Genomic DNA, 19,601 nt, shown 5'->3' on the forward strand with positions numbered 1-19,601 from the left:
CGATCAGCCGTGCTGCGCGGATGCGGCGCTCGCCGCCGACGTCGCCTGCGGATGCGCTTCGTCGTATTCGCGTTTCTGCGAAATCGCGTTGTACAGGATCGTGCCGATCACGAGCGCGATGACCACGACGATCAGAATCGCCACGCCGAATACCGGATTCTTCTTGCTGCGGGGATCGTTCATCGCCTGTTGCGCTCCGTCAAAAATTCGCCAAGCCGGCATTCTACGCGCAACCGCGTCCGCATCGCCGCCTGCCGCGCACAGCGGGATTCGTCAGTCTTTTTGCGAGCGATTCGCATTTGTGAATCGTTCCCGTTTCGCATTACAATCCAGAGCTTTCTATTTGTAATATTTGCTCCGCAACCGCCGTCAGCGCGTTCGCGAGAGCGCCCTTCCTCGCACGTCTTTCGCCGGAGCCCTCGATGTTCGTCAAGCATGCCCGCCCGCTGCTGCGCACGCTCGCGTTCGCATTCGCGCTCGCCGCCGTCGCGCCCGCCGCGCAAGCGGCGAACGAAGTCAACCTGTACACGACCCGCGAGCCGAAGCTGATCCAGCCGCTCGTCGACGCGTTCACGAAGCAAAGCGGCATCGCCGTCAACACGGTGTTCGTCAAGGACGGCCTGCTGGAGCGCGTGAAGGCGGAAGGCGCACGCTCCCCCGCCGACGTGCTGATGACGGTCGACATCGGCAACCTGCTCGACCTCGTCGACGGCGGGCTCACGCAGCCCGTGCGCTCGGCGTCGCTCGACGGCGCGATTCCCGCGAACCTGCGCGGCGCGGGCGGCGACTGGTACGCGCTGTCGCTGCGCGACCGCGTGCTGTACGTCGACAAGAACATGAAGCTCGACGCGATCACGTACGAGTCGCTCGCCGATCCGAAATGGAAGGGCAAGGTCTGCATCCGCTCCGGCCAGCATCCGTACAACACCGCGCTCGTCGCCGCGATGATCGCGCACGACGGGGAAGCCGCGACCGAGCGATGGCTGCGCGGCGTGAAGGCGAATCTCGCGCGCAAGGCGACGGGAGGCGATCGCGACGTCGCGCGCGACATTCTCGGCGGCATCTGCGACGTCGGGCTCGCGAACGCCTACTACGTCGGCCACATGAAGCACGCGGCGCCGGGCACCGACGCGCGCAAGTGGGGCGACGCGATCAAGGTCGTGCGCCCGACGTTCACGAACGCGAAGAGCGGCGGCACGCACGTGAACGTGAGCGGCGCGGCCGTCGCGAAGCACGCGCCGAACCGGGACAACGCGGTGAAGCTGCTCGAATACCTCGCGTCGCCGCCCGCGCAGGCGCTGTACGCGCAGGCGAACTACGAATACCCGGTGCGCGCGGGCGTCGCGCTCGATCCGGTGATCGCCGGCTTCGGGCCGCTGAAGGTCGATCCGCTGCCGCTCGTCGAGATCGCGAAATACCGCAAGCGCGCAAGCCAGCTCGTCGACAAGGTCGGCTTTGACCACTGACGGCGACGCCCTCCCCGCGCGCCGCCGGCGCGCGCCGGCGGGCGAGCGCGTGCGCGCGCGTCTGGCGCGCCTGGCCGCAGGCGGCTGGCTCGCCGGCGCGGCGGCGATCGCGGCCGTCGTCGGCACGCCGCTCGTCGCGCTCGCGTGCGCGGCGCTCGGCGCCGACCTGTCGCACTGGCGGCACCTCGCCGAATTCGTTCTGCCGCAAGCGGCCGCGAACACGCTCGCGCTGCTCGCGGGCGTCGGCGCGATCGTCACGTGCGTCGGCACGGGCGCCGCGTGGCTCGTCACCGCCTACGATTTCCCCGGGCGCCGCACGCTCGCGTGGGCGCTGCTGTTGCCGCTCGCTGTGCCGTCGTACATCGTCGCGTTCGCTTATCTCGACTTGCTGCACCCCATCGGCGCCGTGCAGTCCGCGCTGCGCTGGGCGCTCGGCTTCGACGGCCCGCGCGAATTCCGCCTGCCCGACCTGCGCTCGCTGCCGGGCGCGATCGCCGTGCTCGGCTTCGTGCTGTATCCGTACGTCTATCTGTGCACGCGCGCGATGTTCGTCACGCAATCGGCGAGCCTCGTCGAAGCCGCGCGCACGCTCGGCGCGGGCCGCATCGGAACCTTCTTTCGGGTCGTGCTGCCGCTCGCGCGGCCGGCGATCGCGGTCGGCGCGAGCCTCGCGCTCCTCGAAACGCTGAATGATGTCGGCGCATCCGAATTCCTCGGCGTGCAAACGCTCACCGTGTCGGTCTACACGACGTGGGTCACGCGCTCGGATCTCGCGAGCGCCGCGCAGATCGCCCTCGCGATGCTCGCGATCGTGATCGGCGCGCTCGCGCTCGAACGCTACGGCCGCCGCCGCGAACGCTATGCGCACGGCCGCCGGATGCGCTCGATCGAGCCGCGGCGGCTGCGCGGCGCGGCCGCCGCCGGCGCGGCGGCGCTCGGCTGGCTGCCTGTCGTCGTGGGCTTCGGCGCGCCCGCCGCGTATCTCGTCCACGAAACCGTGAAGCGCCTGCATCTCGTCGGCGGCGTGTCGGCGCAACTGCTCGCGAGCCTCGCGAACACGCTCGCCGTCGCGCTCGCCGCGACCGTCGTCACGCTCGGCGGCGGAATCGTCGTCGCATGGGCGACGCGTCGCGCACGCGACAGCGCGGGATTCCAGCCGGGCCGCGTCTGCGCGCGGCTCGCGAGCGTCGGCTACGCGGTGCCGGGCACCGTGCTCGCGATCGGCCTGCTCGCGCCGCTCGCGCTCGCCGATCGCGCGATCGCCGCCGCGCTCGAGCGCGACACGCTCGTGCTGATGGGCTCGGCGGCCGCGCTCGTGATCGCGTATGCGATCCGCTTCCTCGCGATTCCCGCGGGCGGCATCGAGGCCGGCCTCGCGCGCATTCCGGCATCGCTCGAGCAGGCGTCGCGCACGCTCGGCGAATCGGCGGGCATGACGCTCTGGCGCGTGCACCTGCCGCTGTTGCGCCCGGCGCTCGGCGCGAGCGCGCTGCTCGTGTTCGTCGACGCGATGAAGGAACTGCCCGCGACGCTGCTGCTGCGCCCGCTCAACTTCGACACGCTCGCGACCTGGCTCTACGCGGAAGCCGCGCGCGGCACGTACGAGGAAGGCGCGGTCGCGGCGCTCGCGATCGTCGTCGCGGGCCTCGCGCCCGTGATCGTGCTCGCGCGCACCCAACTGAAATCCGGATCCTGACATGCCCGCCATGCTGCTCGAACTGAACGCCGTCACGCTCGCCTACGACACGCCGCGCGGCCGGCGCACGGTCGTCGACCGTCTGAGCCTCGCGCTCGAGCGCGGCGCGATCGGCTGCCTGCTCGGCGCGTCCGGCTGCGGCAAGACGACGGTGCTGCGCGCGATCGCGGGCTTCGAGCCGGTGCGCGCGGGCGAGATCGTGCTCGCGGGCGCCGCGCTCGCGAGCCGCGGCGCCGACGTGCCGCCCGAGAAACGCCGCGTCGGGATGATGTTTCAGGATTACGCGCTGTTTCCGCATCTATCGGCGCAGCAGAACGTCGAATTCGGGCTGCGCCGCACGCCGAAGGCGCCGCGCCGCGCACGCGCCGCGCAGATGCTCGAGCTCGTCGGCCTGGCCGACGCGGCGAACGCGTACCCGCATGAGCTCTCGGGCGGCCAGCAGCAGCGGATCGCGCTCGCCCGCGCGCTCGCGCCGTCACCGGAGCTGCTCCTGCTCGACGAACCGTTCTCGAATCTCGACGTCGACACCCGCGAGCGGCTCGCGTTCGAAGTGCGCGACATCCTGAAAGCGGCGGGGCACACCGCCCTCTTCGTCACGCACAACCAGGCGGAAGCGTTCGCGCTCGCGGACCGCATCGGCGTGATCGACGGCGGCCGGCTCGCGCAATGGGATACGCCGTACAACCTCTATCACCATCCGGCGAACGCGTTCGTCGCGGATTTCGTGCGGCGCGACGCGCTCGCCGACGAACGCCGGCGTGCGCTCGAGCGCGGGCGATGAACGGATGCGTCGGGCGTGCGGCACCCGATGCGCCGCTCGCCGGAATCGCCGGAATCGCCGGAATCGCCGGAATCGCCGGGATCGCCGGGATCGCCGGGATCGATCAGCCCGCGCCGCCGTCGCGCACCGGCAGCGCGGTCGAATACTTGATCTGCTCCATCGCGAACGACGAGCTCACGTCGAAGAGCGGCACCGAGCGAATCAGCTTCTTGTAGATGCGGTCGTAGTCGTCGATGTCGGCGACGACCACGCGCAGCAGATAGTCCGTCTCCCCGCTCATCCGGTAGACCTCGACGACTTCCGGCATGTCGCGCACGACCTGCGTGAAGCGCGCCGCCCACTCCTCGGTATGCTGGTTCGTGCGCACGGCGACGAACACCGTCGTCCCCACGCCGAGCTTGCGCGGATCGCACAGCGCGACCTGCGCCCGAATCGCGCCCGTCTCCTTGAGCCGCTGAATCCGCTTCCAGCACGGCGTCTGCGACAGATTCACCCGCTGCGCGAGTTCGGCGATCGGCAGCGTCGCGTCCTCCTGCAGCAGTTCGAGCAACTTACGATCGATCGCGTCCATTTCCCCAGTCCCCAGCGAATAGAAAATTATTCTATCCATTGTTCGCATGAGGGAACAATATGGAATCCGTTTCTCCAAGTCGACCGGTATAAATACGTACCGGACCCGCGCACCGTCGCCGCGGGCCACGAACGACCGAGTCAACGATGGACCACGCCGCCTCCCCCGTCCCGCACGTGCAGGATACGCATCCGAGGCCGCGCGAGCGCGCGCCGACGGCGCTGTGTCGCGACCTCGCCGCGCCCGCGCCGACGGCGATCGCGCGTTTTTGCGCGCGGCTCGACGCCGCGTTCGGCGCGCTCGCCCACGAATCCGCGCCGTCGCGGCACCCGGCGTTCGCGCGCGAGCTGCGCGCCGCGCTCGCCGAAGCCGCCGCGGCGCCCGATCTCCTCACGCCGGCGCAGCGCGAAAGCGGCGCGGCCGGCTATCGTCGCCACCTGCTCGCCGCCGATCCGGCCGGCCGCTATGCCGTCGTGTCGCTCGTCTGGGAACCGGGCCAATGGAGCCCGGTGCACGGCCACCATGCGTGGTGCGGCTACGCGGTGCTCGAAGGCGAGCTCACCGAAATCGCCTACCGCTGGAACGAGGCGGCCTGCTGCGCGATCGACGCGCGCAAGCACGCACGGCCGACGGGTGCGGTGTCGTACGTGCGCGCGGGACGCGAGGCGATCCACCGGCTCGGGCATGCGGGCGCGAAGACCGACGCGCCCGCGATCTCGCTGCACGTGTACGGCGTCGCCGGCGAACGGGTGGCGACGCACGTGAACGACGTCGTCGCCGTCAACGCTCGCGCGCATGCGTAAGCGCTCGCCGGCGCCCGGACGAGCGTCGCGACGGCCAAGGGTTCGATGCGACGGTGTTCACCTCGTCGCCCGGGCGACTGCGCCGGGCGCGGTAGGGGCGCCGTAGCATCGCGAGGCGAACGCGGGCGCGATCGCTCTGCGGCCCGGCCGGGCCGCACGCTTGGCTCGCTTCGACGCAAGCCCGCCAATGGCAGCGCGGCGCACCGGAACGTTCCGGTGCGCCGCGCCAGCGTTCGCGGTCGGATCACTCGACCGGACGGCTCAATCGACATTCCCGGCAGAACGCGCCGATCGGAGGCGTTCGACAAAACAATTCCGCCGAACATCCGGGCGGTTCACCCAAGCGCACGCCCCCTGCGCTGCTCGCCGACCGCTTGCGGCCGACCAGCCGGACATCCGAGCGCGAGCGCCTCGCCCGCAACGCCCGGCTCCGCGGCCGCCGCCGCAGTGCATGCGGCGTTCGCGCCGCGATCAGTACGCGGCCGTCGCGATCTGCCGGACGAAGCGGCTCTGCTCGATCTCGTCGACGAACGCGATCGCATAGTCTTCGGCGGAGATCTTGCTGTTGCCTTGTGCGTCGACGATCAGCTTGCCCGCGCCGGTGCGGAACTGGCCGGTGCGCTCGCCGGGCGCGATCAGCGCGGCGGGCGAGAAGAACGTCCAGTCGAGGTCCTGCACGCTCGACAGGTAGTCGAACGCGTCGCGGTGCGCGAGCGCGACGGCCTTGTACGCGTCCGGGAAGCCCTCGGTATCGACGAGCTGCTTGCCGGGCGCGACTTCGAGCGTGCCCGCGCCGCCCACGACGACGACACGCTTCACGCCCGCCTTGCGCGCGCCTTCGACGAGCGCCTTCGCGACCGCGACGACCTTCGACGCATCCTCCTGCTTCGGCCCGTAGGCGCTCGCGACGACGTCCTGGCCGTCGAGCGCGGCGGCGATGCTCGCCGGATCGAACAGATCGGCCGCCTTCGCGGACACGTTTGCGGCGCTCGCCGCCGGATTGCGCGACAGCGCGGTCACCTGATGGCCACGGCGCGCCGCTTCGGCCGCGATCCGCGAGCCGATCATGCCGGTTGCGCCGAACAGTGCGATTTTCAGAGTACGTTGCGTCATGTCGATTCTCCTGGTTGGCGAATATGTAACTACATTTATTACACATTCAATCGAAAAAAAGAGGGACCCACGATCCCCATCATAGTCAACTCGGCCGCCCGCCGTGACCGCCGTGCGGCATTTCATCAGGCGACGAAACCGTCGCCCTTCCTCCGTCTCCGGCCCGTCACGCATCGAACGTCACAGGCCGGCGGCCTATCCCGCGCCCCTCGCGCCCCTCGCGCCCGCGGCGGACGCACGGCTGCGCGCCGGCGGCCGAATCCGCTAACCGCTCGCCGGCCGCGCTCCGCCCGGCTGCCCGGAGGCCTCCTCCGAGCGCAGCACGTCGGCCGTCACGTCGGCGAGCGTGCGCGTTGCGAGCGACGCCTCCATCGCCCGCTGCGCGTCGCCGATGTAGTCGGTCAGCACGCCCTGGATGTGCCGCCCGACAAGGCACGCCGGATTGGGCGCCTCGCGGTGCAGCGCGAACAGTTGCGCATCGTCGACCGCACGATAGACGTCGAGCAGCGTGATGCGCGACGGCTCGCGCGCCAGCAGCGCGCCGCCGCCCGCGCCGAGCTGCGACGTCGTGAGACCCGCCGCCGCCAGCATCGACAGCAGGCGGCGAATCAGCGCCGGATTCGTGTTCACGCTGCCCGCGATCATGTCCGACGACAGCGGCACGCCTTCCTGCAACGACAACAGCGCGAGCACATGAACGGCAAATGCGAACCGACTGCTCGTATTCATGATTCAACTGCGGCGGCATGCATTCGCGCCCCGCCTCGACGACAATATGTAACCATCATAATTACATTTCATCGGGAAGGCAAGCGAATTTATTGACTGGCCGCGGCACCGCTCGCGGCGGCCGCGCCCGACGTGCCGAGCGCGGCCGTCTGACTCCATTGCTGCAGCTTGCGGCCGGCCGCCTCGAGACTCGTGCCGGCCGCGGCGGCCGCCTGGCCGAGCACGGCGGACGCGGCACCCTGCGCAGCGGCCGACACCGAGCTCGCCGTGACGGGCGGCACGGCGGACGCCGCCGATGCGACGCCCTGCTTCGCGGCCTCGATCTGCTGATTGACGAAGCTCGCGACCTGATCGAGCTTCTGAGTCGTTTGCTGGGCCGCGTGCGCGGCGGCGCTCGCCGCGTTCTCGGGCGGCGCGCTCGCCTCCTCCGGCTTCTTGCATCCGGCAAGCGCGGCGGCGGCGACGGCCGCAAGCGCGACGGCGCGCAGCCGGCGGCGGCCGGCGCGGGAGATGTTGGCGGTTGCGTGGGCGATCTCGATCGTCATGACAAATGGCGCGGCAAAGCGGCTTCCGTGTGGCGAAGAAGCCATGATACGACGCGCCAGCGCCCCCCCGCGGCTTCCGGTTCTTTTTTTACATGTCGTTGCCGCGTCGGCGGCGGCGGCGCGCGCCGCGCTCCGCAAGACCGGCATCCGCGCGGGACGAACGCGCGGCAAGCACGGCGCGAGACGCCCGTCCATTCATACAGCGTCAATTCAAAAAACTTTCATTTTCAAAAACTACACTTGCAGCCGGTTTTCACCGCCGTCCGCCGCGCCCGCCGCCGGCGCGCCGGCGTTTTCCGTCGCCCACAACAACCGGATTTCCCATGCCCGCGCTGCCCAATCCCTCCCGTCGCCATGCCCTGAAGATCCTCGCCGGCGCGCCGATGCTGCCGCTCTCCGGCGTCGCGCTCCCCGCCCTGCTGTCCGGCTGCGGAGGCGGCGACGACGTCGCCGCCGCGCCGCCCGCCGCCAGCTTCGCGGCGGCCGCGTTCGCGTCGATGGCCGCGCCGACGCTCGCCGACCCGGCCGCGATGGCGACGACGACCGTCGGCTCGACGCTGTCGGTTTCGTTCACCGACGGCTCGACGCGCAACTACAAGCTCGCGTACCGGCCGTTCTTCGTGACGGGCGATCGCGTACCGGACGGCAAAGGCGGCACGATCCTCGCGGGCGGCTACTACGACATCAACAACCAGCCGATCATCGATCGCTCGGTCCCGGGCCAGGAACGCCAGTTCTATTCCGACTGCCCGGACGGCAGCTCGCTCCTCACGCTGAAGAACGCGAGCGTGGCGGGCGTGAAAGGCAACACGGTGTTCGCCGTCGTGCAGTTCGAGTACACGACGCGCGACCAGGCAAGCGCCTCGCAATACGGCCGGCTGCCGTCGCCGATCGCCGTGCTGACGCTCGATCAGGACCCGGCGACGGGCGCGCTCAAGCTCGTCAAGTACCACAACGTCGACACGTCGGCCGCGCACGGCCTCTGGATCACGTGCGGCGCGAGCCTGTCGCCGTGGAACACGCACCTGTCGAGCGAGGAGTACGAGCCGGATGCGACGAAGGCCGCGAGCGACGCGCAGTTCAAGGCGTTCAGCAAGAACACCTTCGGCAGCGAGACGGCCGCGAACCCGTATCACTATGGGCATCTGCCGGAAGTCACGGTGAACCCGGACGGCACGGGCTCGATCCGCAAGCACTACTGCCTTGGCCGGATCTCGCACGAGCTCGTGCAGGTGATGCCGGATCAGCGCACGGTGCTGATGGGCGACGACGCGACGAACGGCGGCCTGTTCATGTTCGTCGCCGATCAGGCGGCCGACCTGTCGGCGGGCACGCTGTACGTCGCGAAATGGACGCAGAAGTCGTCGGCGGGCGCAGGCGCCGCGACGCTCACGTGGATCAATCTCGGCCACGCGACGAGCGCGGAGATCGAGGCGCTCGCGAACCAGCTGAAGGCGGCCGACATCATGGACGTCGCGACGAAGGACCCCGGCGACGCGTCGTTCACGAAGATCAACTTCAGCGGCACGTTCAACTGGGTCCGCATCAAACCCGGCATGACGAAGGCCGCGGCGTTCCTCGAGACGCACCGCTACGCCGCGTACGCGGGCGGCAGCATGGGCTTCACGAAGCTCGAAGGCACGACGGTCAATGCGAAGGACAAGGTGCTGTATTCGGCGATGTCGTACATCCAGAAGTCGATGGTGCGCGGCAACGCGGCCGCGTCGCCGGACATCGCGCTCGATCGCGCGATCAACGCGGGAGCGGTCTACGCGCTCAACCTGCGCGGCGGCCAGCGCGACACGGCGGGCGCCGCGATCGCGAGCGAATGGGTGCCCGTCGACATGAGCGCGCCCGCGGCGCTCGTCGGCGAGGACCTCGCCGCGGCCGATGCGCTCGGCAACATCGCGAATCCGGACAAGATCGCGAATCCGGACAACCTGAAGTTCTCGGAAAAGTTGCGCACCCTCTTCATCGGCGAGGATTCGGGGATGCACGTGAACAACTTCCTGTGGGCGTACAACGTCGACACGAAGCAGCTCTCGCGCGTGCTGTCGTGCCCGGCGGGCGCGGAGTCGACGGGCCTGCACGCAGTCGACGAGATCAATGGCTGGACCTACGTGATGAGCAACTTCCAGCACGTCGGCGACTGGGAATCGCCGCTGCACGACAAGGTGAAGGGCGCGCTCGATCCGCTCGTGCGCGCGAACTACAAGGACCGCTTCGGCGCGTGCGTCGGCTATCTGACGGCCGAACCCGCCGCGATCCGGCTCGGGAAGGCCTGATACCACCGGATTTTCTTCGACATCACGGCTGATTCGTCGGCGCTTGGCGCCGGATTGGCGCGATGCCCTCGTGGCGTCGCGCCTTTTTTTTGGCACGCTCGCCGCGCATGAGCGCCGTCGCCGGGCGGGCAAAGCGGCGAGCGCCGCATTAGCCCCAACCGCATACATCCCAATATATGAGATAAACCCTCGGGCTACGCGCAGGCAAAAAAAAAGCGCCACGGAGACCGTGGCGCTAAAAAAGTTCTAGCCATTCCGAGGGCCGTGCTAGAACCTGAGAGACTGCATCGAACGTCGTTCCCGTCTAAACTAGCGAAACAACGTTTCGAAATTGGAAGACATTTTTTCCGTTTCCGGACGACAAGTCAAGCGAAAAATACATGTCCCCACATCATTTCCGGCGCTGCGCGATCCGACATCTCCCTAATAAACTCGGGGTAAGCCAGTAAATATTGCGCATTGTGAAAGAAAGTGGCAAAACGCGCACACTTTTCCGCATTCGTCTTACAATTGATAAAAATCTGAAATCAAGTTTCGAAAAAAGAGAGATTTCCGTGACGACACGCACCAATGCCCAAGCCGTCTCCCGAGAACGGGAAGCGACCACCGATGAAATCACGGCCCTCGCGCGCGGTTTGGCCGTCCTGCGCCGCATCGCGACCTCCGATGCGCCAGTCAGCAACCGGGAACTGGCGGAATTGACAGGTATCCCAAAGCCAACTGTCTCGCGCATCACGGCGACGCTCGTCAGCGCAGGCTTCCTGTTCCAGTTGCCCGACAGCGAGCGCTTCGTGCTGACGGCGTCGGTGCTCGAACTCAGCAACGGCTTCCTGCGCAACTTCGATATCCGCGCACGCTCGCGGCCATTCCTCGTCGAACTGGCCGAAAAGACGTCGCTGTCCGTCCATCTCGCGGTGCGCGACCGCCTCGACATGGTCGCGATCGACGTGATCCGCCCCCGCTCGGCCGTGCTCGTCACGCGGCTCGAAACGGGCTCGCGGATGGACATCGCGCGCACGGCGGTCGGCCGTGCGTACCTCGCCGCGCTCGAGGACGACGCGCGCCGCGAGCTGATCGGCGCACTGCAGGCCGCGGCGGGCGACGACTGGCCGTTCGTCGTATCGCGGCTGAATGCCGCGCTCGCCGACATCGCGCAACACGGCTACGCGATCGCGATCGGCGAATGGCGCGAAGAACTGAATGCGATCGCGGCGGGCTTCGTCGCGCCGACGGGCCAATGCTACGCGGTCAATTGCGGCGGCTCCGCGCACCAGTGCACGCCCGACTTCCTGCGCTCGGTCGCGGTGCCCGCGCTGCGCGAGTGCATCGCAAAGATCACGCGCGAGATCGGCGCCGCCGCGTGGCCGAATCGCGCCCGGTGAAATAGCGCAGCGCGCCGGCCCGCGCCGTTCGGCGTGCCGGCCCGCTGGCGGCGCTCGCCCTTCGCCCGGAGCCCCTCACCGCAACCCACGCCGCCACACACGCTCGCGCGTCGAAACAGCCGCCAAAGCGAACGCGATCCGGCAAGCCGCGCATCGGCCGAGCGATCCCGTCGCCCGCCCCGCGTCATCGCCGCATGCCATCGTCCGTTCACCTGTAACGATCGTAATTCGCGGAAAGATAGGGCGCTGGACTGTAACCGTCATGGGGACGTAGCATCATGCAACCCTGCGCCGCAACCGGCGCGCCCCGCTCTTTGCGTCGCGACCGGGCCGCAGCCGGCCCGCACCGCGCCGGCCGCGAACGCGGCCCGTGCGCGCCCGTCGCATGCGCTGCACGCCGACTTCCAGATCGAACCGATGGACAATCAAGAAAAGCCCACGCCCCGCTCTCCCGCCCAACCGCCGTCCGGCTCCGGCCCGCGCCGCCCCCGCCGCAAGCTGATCGCGTTCGGCGTGCTCGCGGCCGTCGCGATCGGCGGCGTGCTGTGGTGGCATCCGTGGAAGAGCGGCGGCAACCCAAGCACCGAGAGCCGGCCAGACGGCGCACGCAAGCGCGGCGGCCCCGCCGCGCTCGCGAACCTGCCGCAGCCCGTTCAGGTCGCGACGGCGGCGCGCGGCGAGATGCCCGTCGTCCTGAACGCGCTCGGCACCGTCACGCCGCTCGCGAACGTGACCGTCAGGACCCAGTTGTCAGGCTATCTGCAATCGGTGTCGTTCCAGGAAGGCCAGATCGTGAAGCAAGGCGACGTGCTCGCGCAAATCGATCCGCGCCCGTACCAGATCTCGCTCGCGAACGCACAGGGCGCGCTCGCGCGCGACGAGGCGCTCCTCGCGACCGCGCGCCTCGACCTGAAGCGCTATCAAACGCTCCTCGCTCAGGACTCGATCGCGAAGCAGACGGCCGACACGCAGGCATCGCTCGTCAAGCAGTACGAAGGCACCGTGCAGATCGACCGCGCGGCGGTCGATTCCGCGAAGCTCAATCTCGCCTACGCGCGGATCACCGCGCCCGTGTCGGGCCGCGTCGGCCTGCGGCAGGTCGATCCGGGCAACTACGTGACGCCGTCGGATGCGAACGGCATCGTCGTCATCACGCAATTGCAGCCGATGAGCGTGATCTTCACGACGTCCGAAGACAATCTGCCCGCGATCCTCAAACAGGTGAACGCCGGCGGCAAGCTGTCGGTCACCGCGTACAACCGCAACAACACGGTGCCGCTCGAGACGGGCGCGCTCAACACGCTCGACAACCAGATCGACACGGCGACGGGCACCGTGAAGCTGCGCGCGACGTTCGAGAACCGGAACAACCTGCTGTTCCCGAATCAGTTCGTCAACACGCGGCTGCTCGTCGACACGATCCGCGACGCGACGATCGTGCCGACGTCGGCCGTGCTCTCGGGCTCGATCGGCCAGTTCGTCTACGTCGTGAAGCCGGACAACACGGTGACCGTGCGCAAGGTAAAGCCCGGCCCCGTCGACGGCGAGCGCACGAGCATCGTCGAGGGGCTCGCCGTCGGCGAGCGGGTCGTGACGGACGGCTCCGACCGGTTGCGCGAAGGCTCGGCGGTCACGATCCCGGCCGACAAGCCGAAGCAGGCTTCGGGCGCAAAAAGCGCATCGGGCGCATCGGGCGCATCGGGCGCATCGGGCGCACACGGCGGGCAGCGGCGCCGCGGCGCTTCGCAAGCCCAATCGCAATGACGCCGGCTGACCGATGAACCCGTCCCGCATCTTCATCCTTCGCCCGGTCGGCACCGCGCTCCTGATGGCGGCGATCATGCTCGCCGGCCTCGTCGCGCTGCGCTTCCTGCCGCTCGCGGCGCTGCCCGAGGTCGACTATCCGACGATCCAGGTCCAGACCTTCTATCCGGGCGCGAGCCCCGAAGTGATGACGTCGTCCGTCACCGCGCCGCTCGAGCGGCAATTCGGGCAGATGCCGTCGCTCAACCAAATGTCGTCGCAAAGCTCGGCGGGCGCGTCCGTGATCACGCTGCAGTTCAGCCTCGATCTGCCGCTCGACATCGCCGAGCAGGAAGTGCAGGCGGCCATCAACGCGGCGGGCAACCTGCTGCCGTCGGACCTCCCCGCGCCGCCCATCTACGCGAAGGTCAATCCGGCCGACGCGCCCGTGATCACGCTCGCCGTCACGTCGAAGACGCTGCCGCTCACGCAGGTTCAGGATCTCGCGGACACGCGGCTCGCGATGAAGATCTCGCAGGTGTCGGGCGTCGGCCTGGTCAGCCTGTCGGGCGGCAACCGGCCGGCCGTGCGGATTCAGGCGAACCCGCTCGCGCTCGCGTCGTACGGCCTGAATCTCGACGACCTGCGCACGACGATCTCGAACCTGAACGTCAACACGCCGAAGGGCAACTTCGACGGCCCGACGCGCGCGTACACGATCAACGCGAACGATCAATTGACGAGCGCCGACCAGTACAACGACGCCGTCGTCGCGTACAAGAACGGCCGGCCGGTGATGCTCACCGACGTCGCGAAGATCGTCGCCGGCTCGGAGAACACGAAGCTCGGCGCGTGGGTCGACGCCGAGCCCGCGATCATCCTGAACGTGCAGCGCCAGCCGGGCGCGAACGTGATCCAGACCGTCGACAACATCAAGGCGATCCTGCCGAAGCTGCAGGAATCGCTGCCCGCCGCGCTCGACGTGCAGATCGTCACCGATCGCACGACGATGATCCGCGCCGCCGTGCGCGACGTGCAGTTCGAACTCGGGCTCGCGGTCGCGCTCGTCGTGCTCGTGATGTACCTGTTCCTCGCGAACGTCTATGCGACGATCATCCCGAGCCTGTCGGTGCCGCTGTCGCTGATCGGCACGCTCGCGGTGATGTACCTGTCGGGCTTTTCGCTGAACAACCTGTCGCTGATGGCGCTCACGATCGCCACGGGCTTCGTCGTCGACGACGCGATCGTGATGATCGAGAACATCGCGCGCTACGTCGAGGAAGGCGATTCCGCGCTCGAAGCGGCGTTGAAGGGCTCGAAGCAGATCGGCTTCACGATCATCTCGCTCACGGTGTCGCTGATCGCCGTGCTGATTCCGCTGCTCTTCATGGGCGACGTCGTCGGGCGGCTGTTCCACGAGTTCGCGATCACGCTCGCGGTGACGATCGTGATCTCGGCCATCGTGTCGCTCACGCTCGTGCCGATGATGTGCGCGAAGCTGCTGCGCCACACGCCACCGCCCGAAAGCCACCGCTTCGAGGCGAAGGTGCACGGGCTGATCGACCGCGTGATCGCGCGCTACGGCGTCGCGCTCGAGTGGGTGCTCGACCGGCAGCGCTCGACGCTCGTCGTCGCGGTGCTGACGCTCGCGCTCACCGCCCTCCTCTACGTCGTGATTCCGAAGGGCTTCTTCCCGACGCAGGACACGGGCGTGATCCAGGCGATCACGCAGGCGCCGCAATCGGTATCGTACGGCGCGATGGCCGAGCGTCAGCAGGCGCTCGCCGCCGAGATCCTGAAGAACCCGGACGTCGTGAGCCTCACGTCGTTCATCGGCGTCGACGGCTCGAACATCACGCTGAACAGCGGCCGGATGCTGATCAACCTGAAGCCGCGCGACGACCGCAGCGAATCGGCGAGCGACGTGATCCGCTCGCTGCAGCAGCAGGTCGCGGCGGTCACGGGCATTTCGCTGTACATGCAGCCGGTGCAGGATCTGACGATCGATTCGACGGTGAGTCCGACGCAGTATCAGTTCATGCTGACGAGCCCGAACCCGGACGAGTTCGCGACCTGGGTGCCGAAGCTCGTCGACCGGCTGAAGCAGGAGCGCTCGCTCGCCGACGTCGCGACCGATCTGCAGAACAACGGCAAGTCGGTCTACATCGAGATCGACCGCGCGAGCGCCGCGCGCTTCGGGATCACGCCCGCGACCGTCGACAACGCGCTCTACGACGCATACGGCCAGCGAATCGTGTCGACGATCTTCACGCAGTCGAACCAGTACCGCGTGATCCTCGAATCGGAGCCGCAGATGCAGCACTACACCGATTCGCTGAACGGCATCTACCTGCCGTCGGCGGGCGGCGGGCAGGTGCCGCTCTCGGCGATCGCGACGTTCCACGAGCGGCCGGCGCCGCTGCTCGTGTCGCACCTGTCGCAGTTCCCGGCGGCGACGATCTCATTCAACCTCGCGCCGGGCGCGTCGCTCGGCGAGGCGGTGAAGGCGATCGACGCGGCCGAGCGCGAGCTCGGCCTGCCGGCGTCGTTCCAGACGCGCTTCCAGGGCGCGGCGCTCGCGTTCCAGGCGTCGCTGTCGAACCAGCTGTTCCTGATCCTCGCCGCGATCGTCACGATGTACATCGTGCTCGGCGTGCTGTACGAGAGCTACATCCATCCGATCACGATCCTGTCGACGCTGCCGTCGGCGGGCGTCGGCGCGCTGCTCGCGCTGATGATCACCGGGCACGACCTCGACATCATCGGCATCATCGGCATCGTGCTGCTGATCGGCATCGTGAAGAAGAACGCGATCATGATGATCGACTTCGCGCTCGAGGCGGAACGCGTCGAGGGCAAGCCGCCGCGCGAGGCGATCTACCAGGCGTGCCTGCTGCGCTTTCGGCCGATCCTGATGACGACGCTCGCCGCGCTCCTGGGCGCCGTGCCGCTCATCGCCGGCTCGGGCGCGGGCTCCGAGCTGCGCCAGCCGCTCGGCATCGCGATCGCGGGCGGGCTCATCGTGTCGCAGGTGCTCACGCTCTTCACGACGCCCGTGATCTACCTCGGCTTCGACGCGCTCGCGCGCCGCATCCGCGGCTTCTTCGAGCGCTCCGGCCGGCGGGCCGCGCATCCGGACGCGTAAATGAACCTGTCGCGCCCGTTCATCACCCGCCCCGTCGCGACGACGCTGCTCGCGCTCGGGATCGCGCTCGCCGGCCTGTTCGCGTTCATCAAGCTGCCCGTGTCACCGCTGCCGCAGGTCGATTTCCCGACGATCCTCGTGCAGGCGTCGCTGCCCGGCGCGAGCCCGGAAACCGTCGCGACCAGCGTGACGAGCCCGCTCGAGCGGCATCTGGGCTCGATCGCGGACGTCGCCGAGATGACGTCGATGAGCTCGGTCGGCAACGCGCGGATCGTGCTGCAGTTCAACCTGAACCGCGACATCGACGGCGCCGCACGCGACGTGCAGGCCGCGATCAACGCCGCGCGCGCGGATCTGCCCGCGAGCCTGAAGAGCAACCCGACGTACCGCAAGGTCAACCCGGCCGATTCGCCGATCATGGTCGTGTCGCTCACGTCGAAGACGGCGTCGCCCGCGAAGCTGTACGACGCCGCGTCGACGGTGCTCCAGCAGTCGCTCTCGCAAATCGACGGCATCGGCCAGGTCAGCCTGAGCGGCTCGGCGAACCCGGCCGTGCGCGTCGAGCTCGAGCCGCAGGCGCTGTTCCACTACGGGATCGGCCTCGAGGACGTGCGCGCCGCGCTCGCGTCGGCGAACGCGAACAGCCCGAAGGGCGCGATCGAGACCGGTCCGCACCACTATCAGCTGTACACGAACGACCAGGCGTCGAAGGCCGCGCAGTACAAGGACCTCGTGATCGCGTACCGCAACAACGCGGCCGTGAGCCTGTCCGACGTGTCGAGCGTCGTCGACTCGGTCGAGGATCTGCGCAACCTCGGCCTGATGAACGGCGAGCGCGCGGTGCTCGTGATCCTGTACCGCTCGCCCGGCGCGAACATCATCGATACGATCGAGCGCGTGAAGGCCGCGCTGCCGCAGCTGACGGCCGCGCTGCCCGCCGACATCCAGGTCACGCCCGTGCTCGACCGCTCGCGCACGATCCGCGCGTCGCTCGCCGACACCGAGCACACGCTGCTCATCGCGGTGAGCCTCGTCGTGATGGTCGTGTTCCTGTTCCTGCGCAACTGGCGCGCGACGCTGATCCCGAGCGTCGCGGTGCCGATCTCGATCGTCGGCACGTTCGGCGCGATGTATCTGCTCGGCTTCTCGCTGAACAACCTGTCGCTGATGGCGCTCATCGTCGCGACGGGCTTCGTCGTCGACGACGCGATCGTCGTGCTCGAGAACATCGCGCGCCACATCGAGAACGGCACGCCGCGGCTGCAGGCCGCGTTCGACGGCGCGCGCGAGGTGGGCTTCACGGTGCTGTCGATCAGCCTGTCGCTCGTCGCGGTGTTTCTGCCGATCCTGCTGATGGGCGGCATCGTCGGGCGCCTGTTCCGCGAATTCGCGCTCACGCTGTCGCTCGCGATCGCCGTGTCGCTCGTCGTGTCGCTCACGCTCACGCCGATGATGTGCGCGCGCCTGCTGCCCGAAGCGCACGATCCGCGCGAGGAGGGCCACGTCGCGCGCTGGCTCGAGCGCGGCTTCGAATGGATGCAGCGCGGCTACGAGCGCACGCTGTCGTGGGCGCTGCGCCATCCGTTCACGGTCCTGATGACGCTCGTCGCGACGATCGCGCTGAACATCGCGCTGTACATCGTCGTGCCGAAGGGCTTCTTCCCGCAGCAGGACACAGGCCTCATGATCGGCGGCATCCAGGCCGACCAGACGACGTCGTTCCAGGCGATGAAGCTCAAGTTCACCGAGATGATGCGCATCGTCCGCGAGAATCCGAACGTCGCGAACGTCGCGGGCTTCACGGGCGGCGCGCAGACGAACTCGGGCTTCATGTTCGTCGCGCTGAAGGACAAGCCGCAGCGCAAGCTGTCGGCCGATCAGGTGATCCAGCAACTGCGGCCGCGGCTCGCCGAGGTCGCGGGCGCGCGCACGTTCCTGCAGGCCGCGCAGGACATCCGCGCGGGCGGCCGGCAGAGCAACGCGCAGTATCAGTTCACGCTGCTCGGCGATTCGACGGCCGAGCTGTACAAGTGGGCGCCGATCCTGACCGAGGCGCTGCAAAAGCGCCCCGAGCTCGCCGACGTGAACTCCGATCAGCAGCAAGGCGGCCTCGAGGCGATGGTGACGATCGACCGCGCGACGGCCGCGCGCCTCGGCATCAAGCCGGCGCAGATCGACAACACGCTGTACGACGCGTTCGGCCAGCGCCAGGTGTCGACGATCTACAACCCGCTCAACCAGTACCACGTCGTGATGGAAGTCGCGCCGCAGTACTGGCAGAGCCCGGAGATGCTCAAGCAGATATACATCAGCACGTCGGGCGGCAGCGCGAGCGGCGCGCAGACGACGAACGCGGCGGCAGGCACCTACGTCGCGGCCACGGCCCGCGCGTCGACGGCCGGCGCGGCCGCGCAGAGCGCCGCCGCGATCGCCGCCGATTCGGCGCGCAACCAGGCGCTCAACTCGATCGCGTCGAGCGGCAAGTCGGGCGCGTCGTCGGGCGCGGCGGTGTCGACGTCGAAATCGACGATGGTGCCGCTTTCCGCGATCGCGAGCTTCGGGCCGAGCACGACGCCGCTCGCGGTCAACCACCAGGGCCTGTTCGTCGCGACGACGATTTCGTTCAACCTGCCGCCCGGCGTGTCGCTGTCGAAGGCGACGCAGGCGATTTACCAGACGATGGCCGAAGCCGGCGTGCCGCCGACGATCCAGGGCAGCTTCCAGGGCACCGCGCAGGCGTTCCAGCAATCGCTGAAGGATCAGCCGATCCTGATCCTCGCGGCGCTCGCGGCCGTCTACATCGTGCTCGGGATACTGTACGAGAGCTACATCCATCCGGTCACGATCCTGTCGACGCTGCCGTCGGCGGGCGTCGGCGCCCTCCTCGGCCTGCTGCTGTTCAAGACCGAGTTCAGCATCATCGCGCTGATCGGCGTGATCCTGCTCATCGGCATCGTGAAGAAGAACGCGATCATGATGGTCGACTTCGCGATCGACGCGTCGCGGCAAGGCAAATCGTCGTTCGACGCGATCCACGAAGCATGTCTGCTGCGCTTCCGGCCGATCATGATGACGACGATGGCGGCGCTGCTCGGCGCGCTGCCGCTCGCGTTCGGCAGCGGCGACGGCGCCGAGATGCGCGCGCCGCTCGGGATCGCGATCGCGGGCGGGCTCATCGTGTCGCAAATGCTGACGCTCTATACGACGCCCGTCGTCTATCTATACATGGACCGGCTGCGCGTTTGGGCCGAGAAGCGCCGCCATCGCCGGGCGTCGGGCGGCGCGGCGGTCGCGGGCGAGTGACGCGGCGGGCGGTCGCGGGCGGTGGCCCGACAACCCGCC

General features: G+C 68.7%; 14 protein-coding genes. 9 read left to right on the forward strand and 5 right to left on the reverse strand.

The window, feature by feature from the left end; translation table 11 throughout:
- Positions 1–3: 3 nt before the first annotated feature.
- Positions 4–183, reverse strand: a complete 180-nt coding sequence (locus BTH_RS26760) for a hypothetical protein (protein WP_009892046.1) — start codon at positions 181–183, stop codon at positions 4–6.
- Positions 184–422: 239 nt separating this feature from the next.
- On the opposite strand from BTH_RS26760, the gene BTH_RS26765 reads away from it, so the two are divergent.
- Genes BTH_RS26765 through BTH_RS26775 form a run of 3 tightly spaced genes read left to right on the forward strand, consistent with a single transcriptional unit; the run spans position 423 to position 3,943 of the window.
- Positions 423–1,466, forward strand: a complete 1,044-nt coding sequence (locus BTH_RS26765; RefSeq protein ID WP_009892047.1) for a Fe(3+) ABC transporter substrate-binding protein — start codon at positions 423–425, stop codon at positions 1,464–1,466.
- Positions 1,456–3,162, forward strand: coding sequence for an ABC transporter permease (locus BTH_RS26770; protein WP_009892048.1), 1,707 nt, complete (start codon positions 1,456–1,458; stop codon positions 3,160–3,162). The genes BTH_RS26765 and BTH_RS26770 overlap by 11 nt, the downstream gene beginning before the upstream one ends.
- A gap of 10 nt (positions 3,163–3,172) precedes the next feature.
- Positions 3,173–3,943, forward strand: coding sequence for an ABC transporter ATP-binding protein (locus BTH_RS26775; protein WP_009892049.1), 771 nt, complete (start codon positions 3,173–3,175; stop codon positions 3,941–3,943).
- Between the two features lie 103 nt (positions 3,944–4,046).
- Here the strand turns inward: BTH_RS26775 and BTH_RS26780 are convergent, their stop codons facing one another.
- The gene (locus BTH_RS26780; protein ID WP_009892050.1) at positions 4,047–4,514 is read right to left on the reverse strand and encodes an Lrp/AsnC family transcriptional regulator; all 468 of its coding nucleotides are present in this window, start codon (positions 4,512–4,514) and stop codon (positions 4,047–4,049) included.
- 146 nt (positions 4,515–4,660) lie between these two features.
- Between BTH_RS26780 and BTH_RS26785 the strand changes: the two genes are divergently transcribed.
- Positions 4,661–5,317: a cysteine dioxygenase family protein gene (locus BTH_RS26785; protein ID WP_009892052.1), complete on the forward strand. Its 657-nt coding sequence runs from the start codon at positions 4,661–4,663 to the stop codon at positions 5,315–5,317.
- 471 nt (positions 5,318–5,788) lie between these two features.
- Here the strand turns inward: BTH_RS26785 and BTH_RS26790 are convergent, their stop codons facing one another.
- The 3 genes from BTH_RS26790 to BTH_RS26800 form a co-directional block, all read right to left on the reverse strand.
- The gene (locus BTH_RS26790; protein WP_009892054.1) at positions 5,789–6,430 is read right to left on the reverse strand and encodes an NAD(P)-dependent oxidoreductase; all 642 of its coding nucleotides are present in this window, start codon (positions 6,428–6,430) and stop codon (positions 5,789–5,791) included.
- 264 nt (positions 6,431–6,694) lie between these two features.
- Positions 6,695–7,159 carry an Rrf2 family transcriptional regulator gene (locus tag BTH_RS26795; protein ID WP_009892055.1) on the reverse strand — a complete coding sequence of 155 codons (465 nt, stop codon included), beginning with the start codon at positions 7,157–7,159 and terminating at the stop codon, positions 6,695–6,697.
- Positions 7,160–7,248: 89 nt separating this feature from the next.
- Complete coding sequence (locus BTH_RS26800) at positions 7,249–7,704, reverse strand: hypothetical protein (protein ID WP_009892056.1); 456 nt, start codon at positions 7,702–7,704, stop codon at positions 7,249–7,251.
- A 323-nt stretch (positions 7,705–8,027) separates the two neighbouring features.
- Here BTH_RS26800 and BTH_RS26805 point away from each other — a divergent pair, with 323 nt between their 5' ends.
- From BTH_RS26805 to BTH_RS26825, 5 genes are all read left to right on the forward strand, one after another.
- Positions 8,028–9,989 carry a PhoX family protein gene (locus BTH_RS26805; protein ID WP_009892057.1) on the forward strand — a complete coding sequence of 654 codons (1,962 nt, stop codon included), beginning with the start codon at positions 8,028–8,030 and terminating at the stop codon, positions 9,987–9,989.
- Positions 9,990–10,543: 554 nt separating this feature from the next.
- Positions 10,544–11,371: an IclR family transcriptional regulator gene (locus BTH_RS26810; RefSeq protein WP_009892059.1), complete on the forward strand. Its 828-nt coding sequence runs from the start codon at positions 10,544–10,546 to the stop codon at positions 11,369–11,371.
- 417 nt (positions 11,372–11,788) lie between these two features.
- Positions 11,789–13,135, forward strand: a complete 1,347-nt coding sequence (locus tag BTH_RS26815; RefSeq protein ID WP_009892061.1) for an MdtA/MuxA family multidrug efflux RND transporter periplasmic adaptor subunit — start codon at positions 11,789–11,791, stop codon at positions 13,133–13,135.
- 13 nt (positions 13,136–13,148) lie between these two features.
- Positions 13,149–16,259: an MdtB/MuxB family multidrug efflux RND transporter permease subunit gene (locus tag BTH_RS26820; RefSeq protein WP_009892062.1), complete on the forward strand. Its 3,111-nt coding sequence runs from the start codon at positions 13,149–13,151 to the stop codon at positions 16,257–16,259.
- Positions 16,260–19,562 carry an efflux RND transporter permease subunit gene (locus BTH_RS26825; protein WP_009892064.1) on the forward strand — a complete coding sequence of 1,101 codons (3,303 nt, stop codon included), beginning with the start codon at positions 16,260–16,262 and terminating at the stop codon, positions 19,560–19,562.
- Positions 19,563–19,601 lie beyond the last annotated feature (39 nt).

It is taken from the genome of Burkholderia thailandensis E264 (genome assembly GCF_000012365.1).
In the GTDB taxonomy this organism is placed as follows: Bacteria; Pseudomonadota; Gammaproteobacteria; order Burkholderiales; family Burkholderiaceae; genus Burkholderia; species Burkholderia thailandensis.